General features: G+C 71.0%; 24 protein-coding genes. 16 read left to right on the forward strand and 8 right to left on the reverse strand.

Annotation, left to right across the window (positions count from 1 at the left end; genetic code table 11):
* Positions 1-13 precede the first annotated feature (13 nt).
* Positions 14-1,060 carry a MoeA family protein gene (locus ACX9GQ_RS14600; protein ID WP_459630284.1) on the reverse strand — a complete coding sequence of 349 codons (1,047 nt, stop codon included), beginning with the start codon at positions 1,058-1,060 and terminating at the stop codon, positions 14-16.
* Between the two features lie 54 nt (positions 1,061-1,114).
* On the opposite strand from ACX9GQ_RS14600, the gene ACX9GQ_RS14605 reads away from it, so the two are divergent.
* From ACX9GQ_RS14605 to ACX9GQ_RS14635, 7 genes are all read left to right on the forward strand, one after another.
* A complete protein-coding gene (locus ACX9GQ_RS14605; RefSeq protein ID WP_459630285.1) occupies positions 1,115-1,357 on the forward strand; it encodes a sulfurtransferase TusA family protein in 243 nt (80 codons plus the stop codon).
* Between the two features lie 103 nt (positions 1,358-1,460).
* Positions 1,461-2,405, forward strand: a complete 945-nt coding sequence (gene htpX / locus ACX9GQ_RS14610; RefSeq protein WP_459630286.1) for a zinc metalloprotease HtpX — start codon at positions 1,461-1,463, stop codon at positions 2,403-2,405.
* Positions 2,406-2,576: 171 nt separating this feature from the next.
* Complete coding sequence (locus ACX9GQ_RS14615; protein ID WP_459630287.1) at positions 2,577-3,548, forward strand: hypothetical protein; 972 nt, start codon at positions 2,577-2,579, stop codon at positions 3,546-3,548.
* A 110-nt stretch (positions 3,549-3,658) separates the two neighbouring features.
* Positions 3,659-5,233, forward strand: coding sequence for an ABC transporter substrate-binding protein (locus ACX9GQ_RS14620; protein WP_459630288.1), 1,575 nt, complete (start codon positions 3,659-3,661; stop codon positions 5,231-5,233).
* A gap of 304 nt (positions 5,234-5,537) precedes the next feature.
* Positions 5,538-6,980, forward strand: coding sequence for a M20 family metallopeptidase (locus tag ACX9GQ_RS14625; protein WP_459630289.1), 1,443 nt, complete (start codon positions 5,538-5,540; stop codon positions 6,978-6,980).
* Positions 6,981-6,992: 12 nt separating this feature from the next.
* Complete coding sequence (locus tag ACX9GQ_RS14630; RefSeq protein ID WP_459630290.1) at positions 6,993-7,589, forward strand: NUDIX domain-containing protein; 597 nt, start codon at positions 6,993-6,995, stop codon at positions 7,587-7,589.
* A gap of 88 nt (positions 7,590-7,677) precedes the next feature.
* A complete protein-coding gene (locus tag ACX9GQ_RS14635; RefSeq protein WP_459630291.1) occupies positions 7,678-8,448 on the forward strand; it encodes an NAD kinase in 771 nt (256 codons plus the stop codon).
* A gap of 9 nt (positions 8,449-8,457) precedes the next feature.
* Here ACX9GQ_RS14635 and ACX9GQ_RS14640 read toward each other — a convergent pair whose 3' ends face one another.
* Both ACX9GQ_RS14640 and ACX9GQ_RS14645 read right to left on the reverse strand, forming a co-directional pair.
* Entirely contained in the window at positions 8,458-9,681 is a 1,224-nt protein-coding gene (locus ACX9GQ_RS14640) for a DUF2336 domain-containing protein (protein WP_459630292.1), read from the reverse strand.
* Positions 9,682-9,698: 17 nt separating this feature from the next.
* Positions 9,699-10,751, reverse strand: a complete 1,053-nt coding sequence (locus ACX9GQ_RS14645; protein ID WP_459630293.1) for a lytic transglycosylase domain-containing protein — start codon at positions 10,749-10,751, stop codon at positions 9,699-9,701.
* Between the two features lie 182 nt (positions 10,752-10,933).
* On the opposite strand from ACX9GQ_RS14645, the gene ACX9GQ_RS14650 reads away from it, so the two are divergent.
* Positions 10,934-11,806, forward strand: a complete 873-nt coding sequence (locus ACX9GQ_RS14650) for an HpcH/HpaI aldolase/citrate lyase family protein (RefSeq protein WP_459630294.1) — start codon at positions 10,934-10,936, stop codon at positions 11,804-11,806.
* Between the two features lie 13 nt (positions 11,807-11,819).
* On the opposite strand, the gene ACX9GQ_RS14655 is transcribed toward ACX9GQ_RS14650, so the two are convergent.
* The gene (locus ACX9GQ_RS14655) at positions 11,820-12,425 is read right to left on the reverse strand and encodes a flavin reductase family protein (RefSeq protein WP_459630295.1); all 606 of its coding nucleotides are present in this window, start codon (positions 12,423-12,425) and stop codon (positions 11,820-11,822) included.
* Between the two features lie 63 nt (positions 12,426-12,488).
* Positions 12,489-13,052 (reverse strand): nitroreductase family protein, encoded by a 564-nt coding sequence (locus ACX9GQ_RS14660; RefSeq protein ID WP_459630296.1) that lies wholly within the window; start codon positions 13,050-13,052, stop codon positions 12,489-12,491.
* A 189-nt stretch (positions 13,053-13,241) separates the two neighbouring features.
* Between ACX9GQ_RS14660 and ACX9GQ_RS14665 the strand changes: the two genes are divergently transcribed.
* The 3 genes from ACX9GQ_RS14665 to ACX9GQ_RS14675 all read left to right on the forward strand — a co-directional run bounded on the left by ACX9GQ_RS14665 (position 13,242) and on the right by ACX9GQ_RS14675 (position 17,135).
* On the forward strand, positions 13,242-15,665 hold the full coding sequence (locus ACX9GQ_RS14665) for a YfhO family protein (RefSeq protein ID WP_459630297.1): 2,424 nt from the start codon (positions 13,242-13,244) through the stop codon (positions 15,663-15,665).
* A 32-nt stretch (positions 15,666-15,697) separates the two neighbouring features.
* Complete coding sequence (locus ACX9GQ_RS14670) at positions 15,698-16,627, forward strand: hypothetical protein (protein ID WP_459630298.1); 930 nt, start codon at positions 15,698-15,700, stop codon at positions 16,625-16,627.
* Between the two features lie 139 nt (positions 16,628-16,766).
* Entirely contained in the window at positions 16,767-17,135 is a 369-nt protein-coding gene (locus tag ACX9GQ_RS14675; RefSeq protein WP_459630299.1) for a c-type cytochrome, read from the forward strand.
* Here the strand turns inward: ACX9GQ_RS14675 and thrS are convergent, their stop codons facing one another.
* Both thrS and yidD read right to left on the reverse strand, forming a co-directional pair.
* Positions 17,136-19,133 carry a threonine--tRNA ligase gene (gene thrS / locus ACX9GQ_RS14680; RefSeq protein WP_459630300.1) on the reverse strand — a complete coding sequence of 666 codons (1,998 nt, stop codon included), beginning with the start codon at positions 19,131-19,133 and terminating at the stop codon, positions 17,136-17,138.
* Between the two features lie 86 nt (positions 19,134-19,219).
* A complete protein-coding gene (yidD, locus tag ACX9GQ_RS14685; RefSeq protein ID WP_459630301.1) occupies positions 19,220-19,615 on the reverse strand; it encodes a membrane protein insertion efficiency factor YidD in 396 nt (131 codons plus the stop codon).
* A gap of 121 nt (positions 19,616-19,736) precedes the next feature.
* Between yidD and ACX9GQ_RS14690 the strand changes: the two genes are divergently transcribed.
* The gene (locus tag ACX9GQ_RS14690) at positions 19,737-20,561 is read left to right on the forward strand and encodes a MipA/OmpV family protein (RefSeq protein WP_459630302.1); all 825 of its coding nucleotides are present in this window, start codon (positions 19,737-19,739) and stop codon (positions 20,559-20,561) included.
* A 120-nt stretch (positions 20,562-20,681) separates the two neighbouring features.
* On the forward strand, positions 20,682-21,176 hold the full coding sequence (locus tag ACX9GQ_RS14695; RefSeq protein ID WP_459630303.1) for a GNAT family N-acetyltransferase: 495 nt from the start codon (positions 20,682-20,684) through the stop codon (positions 21,174-21,176).
* On the opposite strand, the gene ACX9GQ_RS14700 is transcribed toward ACX9GQ_RS14695, so the two are convergent.
* Positions 21,177-21,620 (reverse strand): iron-sulfur cluster assembly scaffold protein, encoded by a 444-nt coding sequence (locus ACX9GQ_RS14700; protein WP_459630304.1) that lies wholly within the window; start codon positions 21,618-21,620, stop codon positions 21,177-21,179. It lies immediately after the preceding gene.
* Positions 21,621-21,807: 187 nt separating this feature from the next.
* Here ACX9GQ_RS14700 and folE point away from each other — a divergent pair, with 187 nt between their 5' ends.
* From folE to ACX9GQ_RS14715, 3 genes are all read left to right on the forward strand, one after another.
* Positions 21,808-22,446, forward strand: a complete 639-nt coding sequence (folE, locus tag ACX9GQ_RS14705; RefSeq protein ID WP_459630305.1) for a GTP cyclohydrolase I FolE — start codon at positions 21,808-21,810, stop codon at positions 22,444-22,446.
* Positions 22,447-22,565: 119 nt separating this feature from the next.
* Positions 22,566-22,988: a phosphoribosyl-AMP cyclohydrolase gene (gene hisI / locus ACX9GQ_RS14710; RefSeq protein ID WP_459630306.1), complete on the forward strand. Its 423-nt coding sequence runs from the start codon at positions 22,566-22,568 to the stop codon at positions 22,986-22,988.
* An 88-nt stretch (positions 22,989-23,076) separates the two neighbouring features.
* Positions 23,077-24,075 (forward strand): patatin-like phospholipase family protein, encoded by a 999-nt coding sequence (locus ACX9GQ_RS14715; RefSeq protein ID WP_459630307.1) that lies wholly within the window; start codon positions 23,077-23,079, stop codon positions 24,073-24,075.
* The last annotated feature ends 5 nt before the right edge of the window (positions 24,076-24,080 follow it).

The following is a 24,080-nucleotide window of genomic DNA, read 5'->3' on the forward strand; positions in this document are numbered from 1 at the left end:
GGCGTCGGTCCCGTCACAGCACGACCACGGGAAGCGGGACGCCAGGCGGGTGCCCCTCGCTTTCGGCGGGGATGATCCCGGCCGCCTCCGCCTGCGCCAGCCGCGACCAGGGCGCGTCGCCGGACGAGAGCACGTCCCATGCGCCGGGGTCGTCAGCCGAGCGCCCCAGCAGAACTAGGTCGTCGAAGCCCGGTGTCGAGGCCACCTTGCCCGTCGCACGGGCCTCCAGCCGCAGGGGCCGGGCACCGGACGCGGCAAGGCAGGAAGGCTCCAGCACCGCCAGCCAGAGCGCGAGGACGACCTCGGGGCGGGCCGGCGTCCGCAGCACCGGGCCGGCACCGGACATGCCGAGCGCGCAGGCATCCCCGCCGGGCCGCAGGGCAAGTCCGTCGACGTCCCATCGGCCTTCGGAAGGCGCGGCACCATCGATCCACCACCGGACGTCCGCCACGTCGGCCGCGGAGACCAGCATGAAGCCGGCCTTCGCAGCGAGAGCCACGGCGAGACGGACCGCCGGACAACCGGGATCCCCGTCCACCGCGAGCCGCAGCCGCACCACGGACACGCGGTCCACGCCGGCCTCCGCGAGAACGGCGAGCGCCGGCGCGCGCACGGTCCGGCCGGCAGCGCACAGGACAGCCCCCGCCTTCAGATCCTCGCCCACCCGCCGAACGCCCTCCCCGGGGGCGACCGGCGCAAGCGCGTGTGCTTGCGGGCCCATCCGGACCAGGGCGTCGGCCGGGAGGACGGCGTCGGTACCATCCGGCAGCGCGTCGCCGCGCGACACCGCAATGGCCAACGGGAGCGGCGCGGGTCCATAGGGGCCGGCCCCGACCGTATCGAGCGCGGCAACGGCGATGCCGTCGGTCAGCGCCAGGGCCTTGGCCGGAAGGGCCCGCGGAGAAACGATCGGCTCGGCTGCGACACGTCCCGCCGCCAGCGCGAGGGGTACGGTCTCGACGGCACGGGGAAGTCGCTCGGCCAGCCACTGCCGGGCCGCCGCCGCCGACGTCAGGCCGCCGGAACGCCCGGCCGTCGCTCGTCCCGCCCCGGTTGACACCCTGCGCGCACTCCTTCTTCTGTCCGCCGAACTCCTTTGCAGGACGCCTTACCGATGGTCAACGCGCCCCCGCAGCCCGTGCTGCTCGACCTGCGCGGCCTCAAATGCCCCATGCCGGCGCTGCGGACCCGCAAGGCGCTGGCGAAGGCCCCTCCCGGCACGGTCCTGCGCGTCGAATGCACGGACCCGCTGGCCGTGATCGACATTCCGCACCTCGTCCGGGAGACGGGCGATGTCCTCGAACAGCAGGACCGGGACGGTCCGGTTGTGAGCTTCGTCATCCGCAAGGCCTCGTGAGCGGCGGGTTGCCGGGCTGCCGGGCGCGGGCACGCTTGCAGTCCGGCCCTCGCATTCCCATCCTTGAACGGCACCGGGCCGCGCCCGGGCGAGGAGGTTGGCGATGAACATGGTCAAGACAGCGGTCCTTCTGGCCGGCATGACCGCGCTCTTCATGGCGGTGGGCTTCGCCATCGGCGGGCAGCAGGGCATGCTGCTGGCGCTCGCCTTCGCTGCGGCCACGAACCTCTTCAGCTACTGGAACTCCGACAAGATGGTCCTGCGCATGTACAACGCGCAGGAGGTGGACGCGCAGTCGGCGCCCGAGTTGTGGCAGATGACGGCCGAGCTCGCCCAGCGCGCCGGGCTGCCCATGCCGCGCCTCTACCTGATCCACGACGACCAGCCGAACGCCTTCGCCACCGGCCGCAACCCGGAGAACGCGGCCGTGGCGGTCAACACCGGCCTGTTGCAGCTCCTGTCGCGAGAGGAGGTCGCGGGCGTCGTCGCCCACGAACTCGCCCACATCCGCAACCGCGACACGCTAATCATGACGCTGACGGCGACCGTCGCCGGCGCCATCTCGATGCTGGCGAACTTCGGCATGCTGTTCTCGTCGAACCAGCGCAACAACAACGGCTTCGGCATGCTGGGCACCATCCTGATGATGATCCTCGCGCCGCTGGCCGCGATGGTCGTGCAGATGACGATCTCCCGCACGCGGGAGTACGCCGCCGACCGGCTCGCGGGCGAACTGACCGGCCAGCCCCTTTGGCTCGCCTCCGGACTGCAGAAGCTTGCGAATGGCGCTGCCGCGATCCCGAGCATGGCGGCGGAGCACCACCCCGCAACGGCACACATGTTCATCGTCAATCCGCTCTCCGGGGCCCGGATGGACAACCTGTTCTCCACCCACCCCAACCCGCAGAACCGGATCGACGCCCTCGTCGAGCAGGCGCGGGAGATGGGCGCAGGGAGCGTCCATGAGGCTGCCCCGCCGACCTCCTCCGGGGCGCCTTCCGGCCCCTGGGGCGGCCATGCCGGCCGCCGGCGCGGCCCTTGGGGCTGATGCGACCATCCGCCGCAGACACTGCACCGCCAGGTTGCCGACCCCGATTACCGAACGTTTTCGGTAGTTTATGCAGGGCCCTGCGTATGCTGCGGGGCTGAGGGAATCCAAACGGCCGTTTGCCCCGAGTCCGCCGCGCGTCAACCTCCAGCTTGAGCGTCGGGCCTTGGAATGCCCGGCGACACGCCATGGGGAAACGCGCTGCTCGACCGGTTCAACCTGCTGCGTACGCCTGATCACGACGAGGCGTGCGCCATCCTCGACCGCATCACGGGCAGCCGCCGACGGATCCTCGAGGCCGGGGATCCCGGCATCCCTCATGAGGCGGGCGCGCTCAGGCTCGCGGGGGTCAACCTGCTCGCCAGCCGCATGCCCGCCTGCACCGTCCGCGCGCAGGACAACGCGACGGGACTGCTGTTCCTCGTGCTGCGGGGCGGGATCGAGGCCAGTTCGGGGCGCCGCCAGCTCGCCGCGGGGCCCGGCTCGATCGCCTGCATGATGCCTGTCGGCGACCGGACCACCACTTTCGCGCCCGACACCCGCGCACTGGTCCTCGGATTCCCGCCCGATCTGCTGTCGGAGGCGCTGGAGGACCACGGCGGCGGCGGACTGCACGCGTGGAGCGACGCCTTCGCCGAGATTCCGGCCTCGTTGCCCTCTGCCCGGCGGCTGCTTCGGCTCGCGCTGGACGTGGCGGAACTCTACGATGTCGATCCCATGCCGCACCGGCGGACCGACGGGATGTTCGGCCAGTCCCTGCTGGCGGCCAGCGCGACGCTTCTCACCGACATGTTCCGCGCGCCCGCCGCCGTCATGAGCAGCAGCTATGCCATCGCCTGTCGCGCCGAGACGCTGGTGGTCTCCCGCCATGGCCAGGCGCTGACGCTGTCGGGGGTCGCCGGCGAACTGGGCATCGCCCCCGCTCGCCTCAACCGGGCGTTGCGCCTGCACCGCCGGGTGACGTTCGAGGAACTGGTGGACTACGTCCGGCTTGTTGCCGCGGAGGTCATCGGCGGCGGGGACGAGGCCAGCGGGTGGCAGGCCGCCGGTTTCCCGAGCATCCTCGCCCTGCAACGCGCCACCGCACGTCGTGCGGCGGTCGCGCAGCGCCTGGGCGACGCCCGCCGTCTCGGCCGGGACTGAGTACTGCGCATCGGCGCCCTGCGCGCCCTGCGTGTTGTGGCCGCGCGCCGGGCTGTCCTAGTCTGGCTCAGCATCCGCGTTCGCGGATCGGGGGGAGAGGAAAAAAGATCATGACCTTGCGTCGCACCATGCTCGCGGCGGCAGCCGTCGCGCTGGCCGGGGGACTTCACGCCGCGTCCGCGGCCGACCTGAAGATCGGCACGAGTTCTCCGGCGTCGTCGCTGGACCCGCACTGGCAGAACCTGATTCCGAACCTGGCGCTGTCCGCGCACATGTTCGACACGCTCGTGCGGATGGACGCCGACAGCCAGATCGTCCCGTCGCTGGCGCAGAGCTGGAAGCTCGCCGACGACACGACGTGGGAGTTCAAGCTGCGGCCGGGCGTCACCTTCCACGACGGCTCGCCCTTCACGGCCGACGACGTCGTCTATTCGCTGGCACGCCCCGCGACGATCACCAAGAGCCCGGCGCCCTTCACCATCTACACGCGCTCCATCAAGGAGGCGAAGGCGGTGGACCCGCTGACGGTCCGCATCACCACCACTGCGCCCTACCCGCTCCTGGCGAACGACCTGGCGCAGGTCTTCATCATGTCGCAGAAGGCGGCCTCGGGCGTCACCACCGAGGACATGAACACGGGCAAGGGCGTAGTCGGCACCGGGCCCTACAAGCTCGGCTCCTACGCGCCGGAGGACCGGGCGGAACTCGTCCGCAACGACACCTACTTCGGCGGCAAGCCCGCCTGGGACAAGGTCACCTACCGCTACATCACCAGCGACGGCCCGCGTACCGCGGCGTTGCTTTCGGGTGACGTGGACGCCATCGACAACGTCCCCTCGGCCGACCTGCCGCGCATCCGGGGCGAGCAGTCCGTCACCTTCGCCCAGAAGCCGTCCCTGCGCGTCATCTACTTCTACATCGACAGCGGCCGCGACGACCCGCCCTTCGTCACCAACAAGGACGGCGGGCCCATCGGCAAGAACCCGTTCAAGGACGCCCGCGTCCGCAAGGCGGTGTCGATGGCGATCAACCGGGAGGCGATCCGCGACCGCATCATGGAGGGGCTCTCCTTCCCGTCGAGCCACATCGTGCCGCCCTCGCTGCGCGCCGGCGAGAGCGGGTTCGAGCTGATGGCCTATGACCCGGACGGAGCCAAGAAGCTGATGGCCGAGGCCGGCTGGCCCGACGGGTTCCGCCTCACGATGCACTCGCCGAACAACCGCTTCCCCAACGACAGCAAGATCACGCAGGCCGTGGCGCAGATGCTGTCGCGCATCGGCATCCAGGCGCAGGTCGACGCGATGCCCATGTCGGTCTACGCCACCCGCGGCGCCAAGGGCGACTTCTCCTTCGGCCTTATCGGCTGGGGCGCCCAGACCGGCGAGGTGTCCTCGACGCTGCGCGCCATCATCGCCTGCGAGAACAAGGACCGCGGCTGGGGCGCGTTCAACTGGAGCCGCTACTGCAACAAGGAGGTCGACGACCTGCTCGCCAAGGGCCTCGCCACCATGGACGACAAGCAGCGCACGACGATCCTCAACCAGGCCTCGAAGATCGCCGCCAATGACGGCGCGGTCATCCCGATCCACTTCCAGTCGACCACCTGGGCGGCCAAGAAGGGCATCGCCATCGAGCCGCGCTCCGACGAGCGCACGCTGGCGATGAGCTTCAAGCCGGCGCAGTGAGGAGAAATCGGGCCTTCGCGGCCGCCTGAGGCCACGCAGCGTCCAATCTCTGGTTCCGCGCACTCCCCCGCTGTCATCCCGGGCGGCGCGCAGCGCCGGGACGGGAATCCGGAGCCTCCGAGGCCATCCGGATCCCCTTCCCATGCGTGGCTGCGTCGCTCCGGCCGGGGACGGCGGAGGGATGGCGCGGGCATGGCAAGGCGGACTCGGGCCCGGGTCTCCCCTGCACGGACCCGGGTTCCCGCGCGAGCGGAGATGCGGCAGGGTGCGGCCCTTCGCCTTGCCGAGAGCCCGAGAGAGCCGCATGTCCCGTTCAGATGCCATCGCCGCCGCGCACCGCCACTTCGACGACGGCGCCTTCCGGGACGACCTCGCCCGCCGGGTGGCCATCCCCACCGACAGCCGTGACCCGGCCCGGGCCGGCGACCTCGACCGCTACCTGCGCGCCGAGATGGCGCCCGCGTTGGAGCGGCTGGGCTTCACCTGCCGCTTCCTGACACACCCGAAGAGCCTCGGGCCGTTCCTCGTCGCCGAGCGCATCGAGGATCCTTCTCTGCCCACCGTGCTCGGCTACGGCCACGGCGACGTGGTGCCGGGGCTCGACGCGGGCTGGGACGACGGCCTCTCGCCCTGGACGCTGGCCGAGCGGGACGGGCGCTGGTACGGGCGCGGCGTCGCCGACAACAAGGGCCAGCACTCGGTCAACATCGCCGCCCTCGCCGCAGTGCTGGCCACCCGCGGCCGGCTCGGGTTCAACGTCCGCTACCTGCTGGAGACGGGCGAGGAGGCCGGATGCCCGGGCCTGCGCGACGTCGTGCGCGACAACCGGGAATTGTTCGCCGCCGACGTGCTCGTCGCCTCCGACGGCCCGCGCATGGCTGCGGAACTGCCGACGCTCTTCCTCGGCGCGCGCGGAGCGCTGGCGCTGGACCTCGTCGTCGATGCCCGAAAGGGCGGCCACCATTCCGGCAACTGGGGCGGGCTTCTCTCCAACCCTGGGATCATCCTGTCCCACGCCATCGCCTCGCTCGTCGGCGCCAACGGGCAGATCCGCGTGCCGGAGCTCGTGCCGCCGGGCATCCCGGAGAATGTCCGCCGCGTGCTGAAGGACTGCATCGTCGATGGAGGACCGGACGGGCCGGCGATCGAGCCGTGGTGGGGCGAACCGGGCCTGTCGACCCCCGAGAAGGTTTTCGGCTGGTGCAACCTCGAGGTGCTGTCCTTCGCCTGCGGCAACATCGAGACACCGGTCAACGCCATCCCGCCCCGCGCCTGGGCCCGCTGCCAGCTGCGCTTCGTGGTCGGCGTCGATCCCGCCGCCGTCGGCCCGGCGATCCGGCGCCACCTGGACCGGGCCGGCCTGCCCATGGTGGAGGTCCGCATCCTGCGTGACGAACTCGCCAACGCCACGCGCCTCGACCCGGATCACCCCTGGGCGGGCTTCGCCCTCGCCTCGATCCGCGAGACGACCGGCGGGCGAGCGGGCCTCCTGCCCAACCTCGGCGGCGGCCTGCCCAACGACATCTTCGTCGAGGAACTCGGCCTGCCGACGCTGTGGGTGCCCCACTCCTATCCCGGCTGTTCCCAGCACGCACCGAACGAGCACGTGCCGGCCGCGCTGCTGCGCGAGGCGCTCGGCATCATGGCGGGCCTCTACTGGGACCTCGGCGATCCCTCGCGCCGTCCCGACAAGGACATGATCGCCCGATGGAATGCCGCCCACGCGCCGGCCACCCGCCGCGCCTGACAGGGATCGCGCATGTCCTCCGCTGCAACTACCTCTCCCCCGCCGCCCGAAATTCTCGACCGCCGTGTCGTCCACGACGGCTGGGCACGCTTCTCCGTATTCCGGATCCGGACGCCGGACGGGACGGTCCTTCATCGCGAGGTCGAGGACCACGGCTCCGCCGTCGCGGTCCTGCCCTACGACCCCGAGCGCCGCGTCGCGATCCTCGTGCGGCAGATGCGCCCGGCCGTGATCGTCGCCGGCGGCCCGGACACGCTGGCCGAGGTGCCCGCGGGCCTGCTCGAGACAGGCGAGAATCCCGAGGATTGCGCCCGGCGCGAGGCCATGGAGGAGACGGGGCTGCGCCTCTCCACCCTCGAGCCCGTGCCGCCGCTCTGGCCGATGCCGGGCATTTCGACGGAGCGCGTGCACCTGTTCCTGGCACCCTACGGCGCGGCCGACCGGGTCGCCGACGGCGGCGGGCTGGCCGAGGAGCACGAGGCGATCGTGGTCGAGGAGCGCAGCCTCTCCCACTGGGCGGCGGAGGCCGACGCCGGCCGGCTCGGCGACATGAAGACCGTGCTCCTGTTGCTGCGCCTGCGCCTCGCCCGGCCCGATCTCTTCGCCTGACGAGGGCGGCTCGCCGTCGCGCGGACGGCGTCGAACCGTGCTATGCAGTCCCCCACCGCACCAGACGTGCGCGAGCCGGGCCGACCGCATGCGACGCTTCTCGACCATCGCCGTCACCACCAGCGACACGCCGGAGGCCCGTGAGGCCGGTGCGCGCCTCGCCGCCGCCTACGGCAATGCCGATCCGACGGAGGCCGACGTCATCGTCGCCCTGGGCGGCGACGGCCTGATGCTGCAGACGCTGCACCGCGTGATGGGCACGGGGAAGCCGATCTACGGCATGAACCGCGGTTCCGTCGGCTTCCTCATGAACGAGTACGCGGAGGACGGGCTGCTGGAGCGCCTCGAGCGCGCCGAGCGCAGTGTCGTGCACCCCCTGCTGATGGTGGCGTTCGACGCGCAGGGCGTCGCCCACACGGCGCGTGCCATCAACGAGGTCTCCCTGCTGAGGCAATCCTACCAGGCGGCCAAGCTGCGCATCCTGATCGACGGCAAGCCGCGCCTCGCGGAGCTCGTGGCGGACGGCGTGCTCGTCGCGACGCCGGCCGGCTCGACGGCCTACAACCTTTCGGCGAACGGACCGATCCTGCCGCTCGATGCACCGCTGCTGGCGCTGACGCCGATCTCCGCCTTCCGGCCGCGGCGCTGGCGCGGCGCCCTGCTTCCCGACCATGCCCGCATCTCGGTGGAGGTGCTGGAGCCGGAGAAGCGACCCGTCAGCGCGGTCGCCGACCACTTCGAGTACCGCAACGTCCAGCGCGTCGACGTGGCGATGGACCGCAGCGTCGACCTCGTGATGCTGCACGACCCGGGCCACAGCCTCGAGGAGCGCATCCTCCTGGAGCAGTTCGGCTACTGACGATCCCGCTCAGGCCGCGTCGATGAGCGCGGCCGGGCCGGGCAGCGGCGCGATCCGCTCGCCCTCGACCCGCCAGTCCGGCCCGAGCAGCAGGGGGGCCTGGCTCTCGGCCTCCTGCGCTGCGACCAGCGCCTGCGTGACGAGGCGCGCCTCCTCCCTCGCCGCCTCGGATTCGAGCCGCCGCAGGAGGAGCATGGCGCGCCCTTCCGGATCGAGACCGCGCGCCGTCGCGTCGCGGAGCGTGTGCGCGGCGATGCGACGCCGGCGTGCGGCGCCGACCGGGGCGAACTCATGCGCGAGAATGGCCCGGCGTCCGGCCAGCGCCGCCTCCAGCACCGGAACGAAGGTTTCGGGCAATCCCGCCTTGCGGCACAGCGCCGCGAAGCCGGCGCCGCGCCCCTCCGAGAGGAGTGCGTCGACGCGCTTGCGGTTCATGCCCGTGAGGTCGACGAAGGCCGCGGCAGGCAGGCGCAGGTCGCCGTCGACGACCGCGGCCAGCACGAGGGCGGCCGTCAGCCGGCCGGTCGACCGCAGGCGGCGGACCATGGCCGTGACCTCGGCATCGTCGGCACGGGCCGCGAGGTCGAGCACGGCGCGCTCGGAAGCTTCCCGCTGCTGGCGCTCGGCACGGCCGTCCCCCGCCGACGCCATGGCCTCCGAGATGCGCAGCACCACGGCCATCCGCACGTCGGTCGGCAGGTCGTCGCGTGCCATCAGCGCGTCGCGAAGCCCGGGGTCGTCGCCGTGGCGCTCGACCATGCGGCCCAGGGAGAAGGCTGGGATCGCGGCCGACGCGTTGGCCGCCAGCGCCGTCACCGCCTCAAGTTCCGCCACCTCGGCCACGGCCGCGCAGACGGGCGCCGGCAACTCCGCGCGCATCGCGATCGCCGTCTGGACCAGCGCATCGCCGGTCGCGACATGGTCCACGAGCGCCGCCTCGTCGAACAGCGGCGAGCGCGACAGCACGATGGCGGCGACGTCGCTCTGGTCGTGGGCCAGCGCGGCGACGATGGCCTGCGGCGCATTCGATGCCCGGCCGAAGGCCTCGGCGAGGGCCTGCCGCACCCACGGCGAAGGGTCGTCGAGGGCGACGGTCAGCGCCTGCTCGGCCTCGGCGCGGTCGTGCGGGTCCATCTCGGAATAGAGCCAGGCGCGGGCCAGTGCGCCGGTGGCCTCGGCACGGGCCTCGGCGGGGGCGGTCTTCATCCAGGCAAGGAAGCGGCGGACGATCATCGGCGGTCCCCTCGGGGTCAGGCTCCGGTCCTGCGGATGGCGGTGAGATCGAGCGGCTGGCCGCGCGGCACGGCGGTCTTGCGCAACTCGGCCGGGCGTTCCGGCGGAAGCGGCACGTCGGCCGGCTGGCCCACGGGCGCGGAAGCGGCGAGGCCCGGCGCCGGGGCGTCGCTGGCCGTGGAAGACAGCGAGGCCGTGCGCGGGAAGAAGCGTGGCGCGTTGACCGCCTGTTCCTGGGGCCGGCTGGCCCACAGGCGCTGCACGGTCTGGTTGACCGGCCCCCGCGGCCCTTCGGTCCGGAAGAGGCCGTGCATGGCGGGTCCGCCCGGGGCATAGGCAGGCGCGGCAACGGGCTCGTTGGCGCCGAGCCACGTAGCCGGGTCGCCGGAAAGCTGGGGAATGGCCGGAACGGCGAGCTTCCCCTGCCCTGCCACCAGCGTCGCATGGACCTCGGACACGCTCTTCGCCTGCCCCGTGACGCGGTCGTAGAAGATCGGCTTGTTCGTCGCCGCCTGGTCCGGGAAGAGGTCGGCGGCGCGGGCACGCGGGTTGGTTCCGGCGGCGCGGATGAGGTCGGCGGCGCCCGTGGCGCCCATGAAGTGGGCGGCGTAGAGCTCGCCGTCGCTGGGCGCCCGGCCGAGCGCCGAGGACAGGGTCGCCGCGTTACGGCGCGTCAGTTCGCCGGCCATGACGGCCGCGACCTTTGGATCGTTCCGGAGCGCCAGGATCTGCGCCTTCATCTGGGGATCGGGGACGTCGAACCGCCCGCCCTTGTCCGTGATGGCGTCGGCATAGGGGCCGAGCCCGTGCTGGGAACCCGTGCCCTTGAGGACGCCGAGCCACGTCTGCTCGATGAACTGGAAGAGGCCGCTCGCGCTCGACGTGCGTGCCTTGGCGTCCGGGTCGAGCGAGGACTCGCGCTGCGCGGTGTTGAGCAGGTAGCCGAAGTCCGTGCCCGTCCGCTGCGAACCGGTCCGGATCGCCTCGACCACGGGGGTGGCGGGCGCGGATGCGGAAGCGGGCTTCTCGCTGGTGCCGGAAGGGCCCGTGGGCGTCGTGAACAGGAACATGAACCGGTCTCCGGGAGCCCCGGCGCCGCTGGCGCACCCGACTCCACCTCGCCGGCATGGTGGGGCGGTTATGGTAAACGAACGGTAAGGATCGGCCGCGGTCGCGTGCGCCGCGGCGCCCTTTGCTCTCGCGATGCAGGCCGAATCCGCTACGGTCGGGCCACCGAGGAGGACCCACCACCATGCGTTCGCTGCTGTTCGTACCGGGCGACAGCCCCCGCAAGCTTGAGAAGGGGCTCGGCAGCGGCGCGGACGTGCTGCTGATCGACCTGGAGGACTCCGTCGCGCCCGACGGCAAGGCGGCCGCACGGGAGACGGCACGCGGCTTCATCGCCGAGGCGAAGGCCGCGCAGGATCGCCCGCGTCTCTACGTGCGCGTCAACGCGCTCGACAGTGGGCTGACCGAGGCCGACCTCGACGCCGTGATGCCGGCAGGCCCCGACGGGATCATGCTGCCCAAGGCCGCCGGCGGCACGGACGTGCAGCATCTGGCCGCCAAGCTCGCCGTGCGCGAGGCGGAGAACGCCCTCCCCGACGGCGCAACGCGCATCATCGCCATCGCCACGGAGACCGCACGGTCGCTGTTCGTCATGGGCACCTATGCGGGGGCGAGCCATCGCCTCGCCGGCCTCACCTGGGGCGCGGAGGACCTCGCCGCCGACCTGGGGGCGGAGACGAACCGCCTCGCCGACGGGACCTACGCGGATCCCTACCGCCTCGCGCGCGCCCTGACCCTGGCGGCCGCCCACGCCGGCGGACTCGACGCGATCGACACGATCTTCGCGGATTTCCGGAACGAGGCGGCGCTCGCCGCCGAGGCGGAGGCCGCACGGCGCGACGGCTTCTCGGCGAAGATGGCGATCCACCCTGCCCAGGTGCCCGTCATCAACGCCGTCTTCACCCCCTCGCCCGAGGCGGTGGCCCATGCGCGTCGGATCGTGGACGCCTTTGCCGCCCGGCCGGGCGCCGGCGTCATCGGCCTCGACGGCAAGATGGTGGACCGCCCCCACCTGCGGCAGGCGCAGCGCGTCCTGGCGCGCGCGGCAAGAACCTGACGAGCAGGCGGTTTCAGCCGCCGGCGGGCCGCTCCAGCGCGAACAGGCTGTCGACGACGGCATAGTCCGAATACCCGCATCGCGCGATCGGCCGCGCGGCTGCGGTGTCGAAGCGCCCGTCGCGGATGAAGCGGTCGTCGATGTGGACGCCGACCACTTCGCCGAGCACGAGGAAGCGCTCCAGCGCCTGACCCGCAGCGGTCTTCAGCACGATGATCTCGCACAGCCGGCATTCCAGGGCGGCGGCGACACCCTTCACCCGCGGCGGCTTCACCGTGCGCGACGGCTCGGTGGCGAGGCCGGCATGGGCGAACTCGCTTTCCCCACGCGGCAGTGGAGCGGAGGTCGCGTTCATCGCGTGCCGAAGGTCCCACGTGGCGAGGTTGCAGACGAACTCGCCGGTCTCACGCACGAACGTGACCGAGTCCTTCGGACCCTCCGAGGAGAACCCCACGATCGGCGGATAGGTCGAGACCATGTTGAAGAAGCTGTAGGGGGCAAGGTTCAGCCGCCCCTGCCCGTCCATCGCGCTGATCCAGCCGATGGGACGCGGCGCGACGATGGCCTTGAGCGGATCGTGCGGCAGGCCGTGGTCGCGAAGCGCGGGCGTATAGAACATCGACGTCTCCGGGGATGTCCGGGTTGCAGGGAGAAACGACTGCCCGCGCGCGCGGCGGTCCGGTCAGTCCAGCCAGGTCACGATGTCGGAGAGCGCCGGACGGGGCCGGTCCTCCTGGCGCGCGCCGCGGCCGATGTGGACGAAGCCGGCGATCCGCTCCCCGGACGACAGGCCGAGGGCATCGAGGAAAGCCCGGTCATAGGCCATCCACTCGGTGAGCCAGCCGGTCACGAACCCCATCGCGACTGCGGCGGTCGTCAGGTTCATGCAGGCGGCGCCGGCCGAGAGCTGCTGCTCCCATTCCGGGATCTTGGGGTGGGGCGCCGCCCGGCTGACGACCGCGACCACGACCGGCGCCCGCGAGAACCGGCCACGCTCGAGCGCCAGCCTGTCGGCATCGGCGCCGGGATTGGCCTTGGCGTAGAGGTCGGCCGCCACCGCCCCGAGCCTCTCGCGCGCAGCCCCCTCGATGACGATGAAGCGCCACGGCGTGAGCTTCCCGTGGTCGGGAACACGGGAGGCGACGGCGAGCATGGCCTCGAGCTCCTCGCGCGTCGGGCCGGGGCCGGTCATCTGGTGCGGCGGCAGGGAACGGCGGGTGCGCAGCAGCGCAAGGGCGTCGGTCATGAGATGCGAAGTCCGGATGTCCATGGGAGTGGGCGGAGCATAGTCGGGCAACGCACGGGCGCAAGCCGCCCCTGTCCCGGATGGAACCCTGCGCGTTCATGCAGCATTCACGGCCGGAGGCCTAGACCACACGTGCCGGATGGGTCTTGGACCCGGACGACCGGCCTCGCTCTCCACGGATCGGCATCGATGACGCCAACCGACGTCCCCGCCCCGCGCCCCTGGACGCGGCGGCAGAGCCTTTGCGCCGTCGCCGCGGTCATCGTGTTCTGGCTGGTCGCGGCCCTCGCATGGCGGCTGGGCGGTGGCGTCGTGCCATGGGATTCGAAGAACCACTTCTACCCGATGCTGCGCAACCTCGGGGCGGCGCTGGCGCAAGGCGAATGGCCGCTGTGGAACCCGTACCACTTCAGCGGGCATCCGGCGGTCGCCGATCCCCAGTCGCTCCTCTTCACCCCGACGATGCTGGCCCTCGCGGCGCTGGTACCCGCGCCGTCGATGGAGTTATTCGACACGGTCGTGTTCGCGCACCTGCTGCTGCCGGCCCTCGCGGCGCTCGTTCTCTTCGCCCGGCGAGGCTGGCATCCGGCCGGGGCCGTCGTCGCGGCCATGATGATCATCCTCGGCGGCTCGGCGGCGGCGCGCCTGCAGCACACCGGGATGATCTTCAGCTACGCCTTCTTCCTGCCGGCTTTTGCCTTCCTCGAGGCCACGCTGCGTCGGCCGGGCTGGGGAACGGCGGCGGGCTTTGCGCTGACGGCCGCGCTGATGGCGCTGGGGCGGGACCAGGTCGCTTTCCTCGGCACGATGGCGCTCGCGGGCCTCGTCCTGCACGAGACGCTCGGCGCCGCGCAGCCCCTGCGCTTCCTCGTCTCCCGGCTGCCCTGGCTCGCCGGAATGGGCGTCGCCGTCGTGGCGCTGCTCGCGGTCCCCGCGTTGCTGACGATCCAGTTCCTCATGGATTCGAACCGCCCGGGCATCCCCTACGGCGTCGCGGCCATGAACTCGCTGCCGCCGTCGAGCCTCGTCACGCTGATCGCGCCGAACATCTTCGGCACGCTGAACCTGACCTACGACTACTGGGGCCCGATGTGGGACACGATCCCCGAGGGCACCTACACCGACCGGGCGATCAACTACCTGTTCGCCGGCACCCTGCCCGTCGTGCTCCTGCTCTGGCAGGGCGTGGCCCGCGGAGGGCTGTTCACGAGGGAGATCCGCTACTTCCTGGCGCTCGGCTTCGCCGCGATGGTCTACGCGCTCGGGCGCTACACGCCCGTCTTCGAAGTGATCTTCGATCACATCCCCGGGGTGCGGCTCTACCGTCGTCCGGCCGACGCCACCTTCTTCATCAACATCGCGCTCGCCTTCGCCTGCGGCTACTGCCTCCACATCTACGTCAATTCGTCCCTGCGGACGACGGTAGAGCCGCGGGTTCTGCGGATCCTGCGCCTCGCGGCGCCCGTGTCCCTCGCTGCGGGCCTTCTGGCGGTGGGCGTCGCCTTCTCGGTGCGGGTCGGGCACGGCCAGGCGGCCGTCCTGCAGGCGGCGGCCTTCGTCGCCATCGCCGCGGTGGGGCTCAGCCTGTTGGCGACGCAGTCGTCGGCCGCGGGCCGGGCGGTCGCCGCCGCGCTCGTGGTCGCGGCCACGGGCGGCGAACTGGTCTGGCGCAACGCCGCCTCGTCGCTCAACATGGAGCCCGCGGCCCGCTACGCCGTCTACAACACCCTCGCGCCGCAGGACTTCGCGGGCCTCCAGACCCTGAAGCGCGAACTCGACGAGCGCCACGCGCGCGGCGAGCGCCCGCGCGTCGAGATCCTCGGGCTGGGCGGGGCCTGGCAGAATGCCTCCATGGTCCTCGGCATCGAGGACACCGTCGGCTACAACGCCCTGCGCATCGCGGAGTACGAGCGCGCGGTCGGTTCGGGCGAGAACGCCGTCGAACTGAGCCTGCGGCAGTTCCCAGGCACGTTCCGCGGCTACCGCTGCAGCCTCGCCTCCCTGCTCGGCCTCGAATACCTCGTTCTCGACCGCCCCGCCGAGAAGCTGCCGCGCCACTTCCCGCGCCTTCGCAACGCGACCCTGCTGCACGGTTCGGGGAGCATGTGGATCTACCGGCTGCCGCCGGCGGCACCGCGGGCCTACGTCGCCACCCGGCTGAAGCCCGTCGACACCGAGAAGGTGCTCGACGCCGAGGAGCTTCCCGAGTTCGACCGGACCGACGAGGCGCTCGTCGACGAAGCCGAGATGGGCGACCTCGAGCGCACCTACCCCGCCGCCGAGGCGGCCGACGCCGACACGCAGCCCGCGATCAACCGGGTGAAGCTCCTGTCCTACCGCCGCAACGCCGTCACGCTTTCGGTGACCACCGACCGGCCGGGCGTGCTGGTGCTCCACGATCTCTACTACCCCGGCTGGGAGGTCCGGGTCGACGGCGAGCCGATGACCGTGCTGCGCGTCAACCTCCTGTTCCGCGGGGTCGAGGTGCCGGCCGGCGAGCATCGCGTCGAGTTCACGTTCCGGCCGCTTTCGGCTGACAATCTTCTCACCGCCGCCGCCGATCTCGTCGGTGGCGGGGCGGAGGGCACCGGTACGCCAACCCTGCCCCGTTGACGGCCGGCGACCCGCCGTCGCATGTCAGGATCATGATGCCGCCGTTCCCGTCCAGCGCCCTGCGCGCCGCCGTCGTCGTCCTCGCGCTTGCTCCCGCCGGTGCGGGCGCCCAGACGCCGCCGGCGCCGCCGACGCAGACCGCTCCGACGACCCCCACCCCGCCGGCCGCCCCCGCGACGCCGCCGTCGCGCGCGGGGACGCTGCCGCGCGAGAGCGGCCTCTTCCTCAGCGCCGTGTTCGGCGGCAATGGCGGGCCGATCCGCTCGGGACTGGTCTGGCGGATCTACAGCGACCCTTCCGACGGCTCCGACCCGCAGCTGCTGAGCACGACCGACCTGCCCACGCCGGTCTTCAACCTCGATCCCGGCGCCTACATCGTCCATGCCAGCTTCGGCCTCGCCAGTGCGACGAAGCGGATCGTCATGGGGGCCTCGGCCGCGAGCGAGACCCTGGTCGTCAACGGGGGCGGACTCGTGCTCGGCGCCGTCATCAACGACACGCAGATCCCGTCGAACAGGCTGCGCTTCTCGGTCTACGTGCCGCTCGGCAACGATCCGGAAGGCCGCGCCGTCGCGTCCGACGTCCCCGGCGGCCAGTTGATCCGGCTTCCCGAGGGCACCTACCGGGTCGTGTCGACCTATGGCGACTCGAACGCCATCGCCAACGCCGACCTGAGGGTGGAGGCCGGCAAGGTCACCGAGGCCACGCTGCGCCATCGCGCGGCGACGGTCACGCTCAAGCTCGTGGCGGCTTCGGGCTCGGAAGCGCTCGCCAACACCTCGTTCAGCGTGCTGACGCCCGGCGGCGACACCATCCGCGAGGCGATCGGCGCCTTCCCTTCCATGACGCTGGCCGAGGGCGAGTACATCGTCATCGCCCGCAACGGCGGCAAGGTCTACACGCAGGAGTTCAGCGTGAAGGCCGGGCTCGATCGCGACATCGAGGTGATCGTGAAACCCTGAGCGGACCTCGCTTGCCGAAGGTTCCGCATCGACCGCTCAGGAAAGGATCGCCGACTTGATCCAGATCGTGGTGTCGCGCGTTGTCCGGGGCCACCATCGCATCCGCGGGTCCTCCGCCCGCCCCATCAGGACACGTGCCATGCCCGTCTTCCCCCGCATTCTTCTGCTCGCCATGCTCGCCGTCGGAGCCGCATCCGCGCCCGCGGTCGCGCAGGTCACGCCCCCGCCGGCCACGCCGGATGCATCCGGCCAGCCCCGCAAGCCCGATGCGGAGAACGGCAAGGTCATCGCCCAGCGCTGGTGCGCCGAGTGCCACGTCGTGACGCCGGACCAGAAGACGGCGCGCTCCGACGCACCGCCCTTCGCCTCGATCGCGGCGCGCGGCAGCGTCACCGAGCAGTCGCTGCAGCGTTTCCTGATGAACCCGCATCCGAAGATGCCGGACATGCAGATCGGCCGCAACGAGGCGGCCGACCTGGCGGCGTGGATCGAGCGGCAGAAGCCCTGATCATTCGGCGGCGATGCGTGCCGCCGCCTCCCGCTTGAGGTCGGGAGGCGTCGCCTCGTCGACGAAGGCGGCGAGCGCGGCGTCGAGCGTCAGCGTCTGCTGCGCCTGGGAGCCCAGCCGGCGGATCGACACCGTCCCCTCGGCCGCTTCCTTCTTGCCGACCGCGATGATCACCGGGACCTTGGCGAGCGAATGCTCGCGGACCTTGTAGCTGATCTTCTCGTTGCGAAGGTCGGCGCGCGCCCGCAGGCCGGCGGCCTTCGCGGCCTGCGTCACCTGCAGGGCGTAGTCGTCCGCCTCGCCGGTGATCGGGCACACGACGATCTGCTCGGGCGCCAGCCACAGCGGGAAATGGCCGGCGTGGCTCTCGATCAGGATGCCGAGGAACCGCTCCATCGAGCCGCAGATGGCGCGGTGGACCATCACCGGCTGCTTCTTCTCGCCGTCCGCAGCGATGTAGAAGGCGCCGAAGCGCTCGGGCAGGTTGAAGTCGACCTGCGTCGTGCCGCACTGCCAGTCGCGACCGATCGCGTCGCGCAGCGTGTACTCGAACTTCGGGCCGTAGAACGCGCCCTCGCCCGGGTTGATGCCCGTCTCGATCCGGCCGCCCGACTGGGCGGAGATGCGCTCGAGCACGCGCATCATGACCTCCTCGGCGCGGTCCCACAGGTGGTCGCCGCCGACCCGCTTCTCGGGCCGGGTGGAGAGCTTGACCATGATCTTGTCGAAGCCGAAATCGGCATAGGTCGACAGGATCAGCTCGTTGATGGCCATGCACTCGGCCTCGAGCTGCTCTTCCGTGCAGAAGATATGCGCGTCGTCCTGCGTGAAGCCGCGCACGCGCATCAGCCCGTGCAGCGCACCCGACGCCTCGTAGCGGTGTACGACGCCGAACTCGGCGAGCCGGATCGGCAGGTCGCGGTACGACTTCAGCCCGTGCTTGAAGATCTGCACGTGGCCCGGGCAGTTCATCGGCTTCAGGGCGAAGACCTTCTGGTCCGCCTCCTTGTCGTCCGGATGCGTGAAGGCGAAGGCCGACTTCACCGCGAACATGTTCTCCTGGTACCAGCCCCAGTGTCCGGAGGTCTCCCACAGGCTCTTGTCGAGCACCTGCGGCGCGTTGACCTCGTCGTAGTCGCGGGCGAGGCGCCGGCGCATGTACGAGATGAGGGTCTGGAACAGCGTCCAGCCCTTGGGGTGCCAGAACACCGTGCCCGGCCCCTCCTCCTGGAAGTGGAAGAGGTCCATCTCGCGCCCGAGGCGGCGGTGGTCCCGCTTCTCGGCCTCCTCCAGCTGGTGCAGGTAGGCCGCGAGGTCCTCCCTCCTGGCGAAGGCGGTGGCGTAAATGCGGGTCAGCATCGGGTTGTTGCTGTCGCCGCGCCAGTAGGCGCCGGCCACCTTCATGAGCTTGAAGGCGTCGCCGATCTTGCCGGTCGAGGTCATGTGCGGCCCGCGGCACAGGTCGAACCAGTCACCCTGCCGGTAGATCCTGAGATCCTCGCCCTCGGGGATGGCGTCGACGAGCTCGACCTTGAAGGCCTCGCCCTTCTCCCGGAAAACCCGTTTCGCCTCGTCGCGGCTCCAGACCTCCTTCGTGAAGGGGCGGTCTCGGGCGATGATCGCCCGCATCTCCGCCTCAATGGCCGGGAAGTCCTCCGGCGTGAAGGGCTCGTTGCGCGCGAAGTCGTAGTAGAAGCCGTTCTCGATGACCGGGCCGATGGTCACCTGCGTCCCCGGCCAGAGGTTCTGCACCGCCTCCGCGAGCACGTGGGCGCAGTCGTGCCGGATGAGCTCGAGCGCGCGGGGATCCTCCCGCGACACGAACTCGATGCGCGCGTCCGCCGTGATGGGGTCGGCCAGGTCCGTCAGCCGGCCGTCGAGCGCCATGGCGACGGTGCGCTTGGCGAGCGAGGGCGAGATGCCCTTGGCGATGTCGAGGCCGGTGGTGCCGGGGGAGAAGGCGCGCACGGCGCCGTCGGGGAAGGTCACGTTGATCATCACGTGCTCCTGCTCACTCCTGCAGACGATGCAGGTAAGCCGATGGGCGACGGATCGGAAAAGGCAGCGCGGAGGTCGATGGCGCCCTACGAGGACCGGTCGCCGTCGCCCGGCCCGACCGCCTCGCAGCGGGGCGGCGGAACCGGAAGGGTGCCCCGCCAGCGCCCGTAGCGCCACGGTCTATACCAGGCGGCCCCCTGCGGCAAATCGCCGGGCACGAAGTCGAGCCCGTGCGTTCCCCATGGGTTGCAGCGGCAGATTCGCGCCGTCCCCATCCACAGCCCCGGCCAGAGCCCGTGGCGGACGATGGCCTCGTCCATGTATTCCGAGCATGTCGGCAAATGACGGCATTCACGTCCCACGAGTGCGGAAAGAGTGACCTGATAGACACGCAGCAGGAGTCTTGCCGCCTGTACCACCGGGCCCCGTTGCGGCTGTGCCTTCGGTAAGCCACAATTAGGATCGATTTCGCGATGATGCATGGTGCTTCGCAGGCGCGGGGATTACGGAACCGGTTGCGAAGCAGCGAGACGATGGTTAAGCCTGCGCGCCCGCAGTAACGGCCGCCCCGGCGGTTCGACGACGGAGCTGGAATTGACCCTGGTGTATCGCGTTTCCTCGGGTGCCGCACTCGCCATCGCGTTGTGCACGACTGCCCCGGCGCTGGCGCAGAACAAGTCCTCGTCGTCCGAGACGTTCCCGAATGGCTGGCTGATGACGGTGCGCGGCAACGTGATTGCGTCGCCCGTCTTCCCCGGCTCGGACAAGTACGGCTTCGTCGCATTCCCCTCCTTTGCCATTCGGAAGGCGCAGGGCCCTGAGCGCTACAGCGCGTGGGACGACGGCGTCAGCATCGTGTTCTTCGGCGACAGCCAGTGGGCCGTCGGTGCCGTCGGGCGCTACCAGACCGGTCGCTACTACCAGAACGACCGCCAGAAGCTCTATGGCATTCAGGACGCGAAGTGGGCGCTGGAGCCGGGCCTCTTCGGCGAGTTCTGGGCGCTCAAGGACACGATCCGCATGCGCGGCGAGCTGCGCTACGGCATCAACGGCTACAATGGCCTGATCGGCAGCCTCGCGCTCGACTACGTCCACCGCATCGGCCAGTTCGCCATCAACACCGGACCGCGCATGACGATCGCGGGATCCGAGTACATGGACACCTACTTCGGCGTGACGCAGCAGGACGCGCTCTTCAACGGTCGCGTGACGCCCTACAGCCCCGACGCCGGCGTGAAGTCGGTTGGCTGGGCCGCTGCCGCCACGTACCGCTGGAACGACCAGTGGACCACCACCGTGGGCGGCAACTACGACCGACTCGTCGGTCCGGCGGGCGACAGCCCGATCGCCAAGAGCCTCGGCACGCGCGACCAGTTCACCTTCGGCGCCACGGTCGGGTACACGTTCCCGCTCGGCTACGCGCCCTGACGGACCGAACCCTCTCCGCCCCGGGCCGGCGCGGAGAGGATGCTCGCAGCACCTGCCGTCGCTTGCCATCCACCGCGGTCCCGTCTTGACCCGCCTGCGCACCCGCCGGAAGAGTGCAGGATGACCGGCTCAGCGCGCTTCCACATCCGTCAGGCGTCGACGCTCGCGGAGATCACTGCGGTGGCAGCGCTTTTCCGAGCCTATGCGGCATCCCTCTCGGTCGATCTCGCCTACCAGGACTTCGAGACGGAACTTGCCGGCCTCCCGGGCAAGTACGCGCCGCCTCGGGGGGCCCTGCTGCTCGCGAGCGGCGACGACGGCGGCGCGCTGGGTTGCGTCGCCCTGCGTCCGACGGATGAAGCCGGGGCGGCGGAGATGAAGAGGCTCTACGTCGCGCCGCAGGGACGCGGCCGCGGACTCGGCGAGGCCATGATCCGAGCCGTCTGCGATGCGGCGAGGCTGGCCGGCTATGCGGAAATCCGGCTCGATACGCTGCCGGACATGGCGGGAGCGCAGGCGCTCTACCGCAAGCTCGGCTTTACCGACATGCCCGCCTATTACGACACGCCGGTCGTCGGCACGCGCTTCATGCACCTGCGGCTGGGCAACGCCTGATCAGGCCGCCGCCCGCCCCGCCTCGATCTGGCCGATGGCGTCGACGACGGCGTCAAAGGTGAGAAGCGTCGAGGCGTGCCGCGCCTTGAAGTCCCGCACAGGCAGAAGCACGCGGATGTCCTCCCACTTGGGATCGGAGGGCGGATCGCCGTTTTCCTTGAGCATGCGCCGGACGGTGTCGCGCAGCGCGCGCAATTCGGAGGCGGTCGAACCGACGACGTGCCGCGCCATGATCGAGGAGGACGCCTGCCCGAGCGCGCAGGCCTTCACGTCGTGGGCGAAATCCGTCACCACGTCGCCGTCCATGACGAGATCGACCGTCACGGTCGAGCCGCACAGCTTCGAATGCGCCGTGGCGCTCGCCTGGGCAGTCGGCAGGCGCCCCAACCGGGGGATGTCGGCTGCGAGTTCGAGGATGCGGCGGTTGTAGATGTCGTCGAGCATGATGGCGTGCCGGTACCGGATTGCACCCTCAATATAGGCTTTTCCGCGCCGCGCCGCGAGCGTCGGTCACGTCTTCGTCAGCAGGGCCGCAAACTGCGTCCAAGAGCCGCGAAATGCGGGAGCGTGGTGGTCCGCCGCGCGCCCCCCACCGTAGACCACGGCGTAAGTGACATGCGGGAGGCTCCACATGGATGCCGTGGTTAAGCCCTTGTCCGCGCGACCGGCCATGCCGATTGCCGACAAGTCCAATGCCAAGCGCCCCTCGAGAGAGGAGGCCGAGGCCGCCGTTCGCACCCTGATCCGGTGGGCCGGCGACGACCCTGCGCGGGAAGGGCTCCTCGATACGCCCAAACGCGTCGTGAAGGCGTACGAGGAACTCTACAAGGGCTACCGCGAGGACGCGGAAGAGGTCCTCGCGCGCGTCTTCGAGGAGGTCGGCGGCTACGACGACATGGTCCTCGTGCGCGACATTCCCTTCTACTCGCACTGCGAGCACCACATGGTGCCCTTCGTGGGCAAGGCGCATATCGGCTACTACCCGGCCGAGGGCGTCGTCGGGCTGTCCAAGCTCGCCCGCGTGGTGGACGTGTTCTCGCGCCGCCTGCAGACGCAGGAGACGATGACGTCCCAGATCGTCAACGCCATCGACGAGGCCCTGAAGCCGCGTGGCGTCGCCGTGATCGTCGAGGCCGAGCACATGTGCATGTCGATGCGCGGCGTGCAGAAGCACGGCGCCTCGACCCTGACGACCCAGTTCACCGGCGTGTTCCGGGACGACCCGGCCGAACAGGCCCGGTTCCTCACCATGGTGCGCGGCCTGCGCTGACAAGGCCCACGGTCGGACAGCCCTTCCCCCGGGGCTCCGCCCGAAGCAGGTTCGTGCTAAGCGAAAGCGCCCGTCCCCGGACGGGCGCTTTTCGTTTGGACATGCACGGGATCGCCCCCATGACCACAGCTCCCCTGCCCTTCGCTCCCCGCGGCGACCGCCAGACCGTCGAGGAGGGCGACCTCCTCATGCCGAAGTTCGACCCGGCCGGGCTGATCACCGCCGTGGCCGTGGACGCCGGCAGCAACGAGGTGCTCATGGTGGCGCACATGAACGCCGAGGCGCTGTCGCGCACGCTGGAGACAGGCAAGGCCTGGTACTGGTCCCGCTCACGCAACACCCTGTGGTTGAAAGGCGAGACCTCGGGCCAGATCCAGACCGTCGTGGAGATCCGGGTCGACTGCGACCAGGACTGCCTGCTCCTGCGCGTGACCGTCGGCGGCGACGGGGGTTGCTGCCACACGGGCCGCCGCGATTGCTTCTACCGCCGCGTCGAGCCCGTGGCCGGCGGGACGGCCCGACTGGCAAGGGTCCACGACTGAACCCCGGCCGTGGCCCGGCCGTTGTCCCGGGCCTTCAGCCGATCGTAACGGTGGCGGCGTAGGCTCACGGCGAGTGGGGGACCATCCCATGTTCCAGGACCTCATCGGCCGTCGCGCGGCAGCGGCGGCGGACGGCGGCGGCGGCCCCGCGCCGTCCCGACGCCCGCGCATCGGGCTTGCGCTCGGCGGTGGCGCGGCCCGCGGCTGGGCGCATATCGGGGTGATCCGGGCGCTCGCCCGCGCCGGCTTGGCGCCTGACATCATCGTCGGCACGTCCATCGGCGCCGTCGTCGGCGGTTGCCACGCCGCCGGCAAGCTCGACGAACTCGAGGCCTTCGCCCGTTCGCTCACCAAGAGCCGGGTGCTGTGGCTGATGGACTTCCACATCGGTTCCGGGCTCATCGGCGGGGAAAAGCTGAAGCGGCTCCTCGTCCGCGATCTCGGCGAAACCCACATCGAGGACCTGCCGCTGCGCTTCGCCGCCGTGGCGACGGAACTGCGGACCGGCCACGAGATCTGGCTCACCCGCGGGCCGATGGTCGAGGCCCTGCAGGCCTCCTATGCGCTGCCCGGCATCTTCGACCCGGTGCAACTCGGCGGGCGCTGGCTGTTCGACGGTGCCCTGGTCAACCCCATTCCGGTCACCACGACCCGCGCCATGGCGGCGGAGTTCGTCATCGCCGTGAACCTGAACGCGGATCTCTTCGGCCGCGGCAGCGTGATTCCCGACCATGGCGGCACGCGCGCCGTTCCGACCGACGAGATGGCCGAGACGCTAGCGGAGGGGCTGTTCTCGCCTGTCCTGGGCGCCGCGCGATCGCTCGGCCAGCGGATGGGCCGCCGGACCGAGAGCGGCCCCGGCCTCGCCAGCGTCATGGTCGACGCCTTCAACATCACGCAGGACAGGATCGCCCGCTCGCGCCTTGCCGGCGACCCGCCGGACATCCACCTGAAGCCCAAGCTCGGCCGGGTGAACCTGTTCGACTTCCACCGCGCCGAGGAATGCATCGCGCTGGGCGAGGACGCCGTCGCGCATGCGCTCGACGACATCGCCGCCGCGATGGAGGCGCTCTCGCTTCCCGCCTGATGCCG

This window comes from Alsobacter sp. R-9, assembly GCF_054612375.1.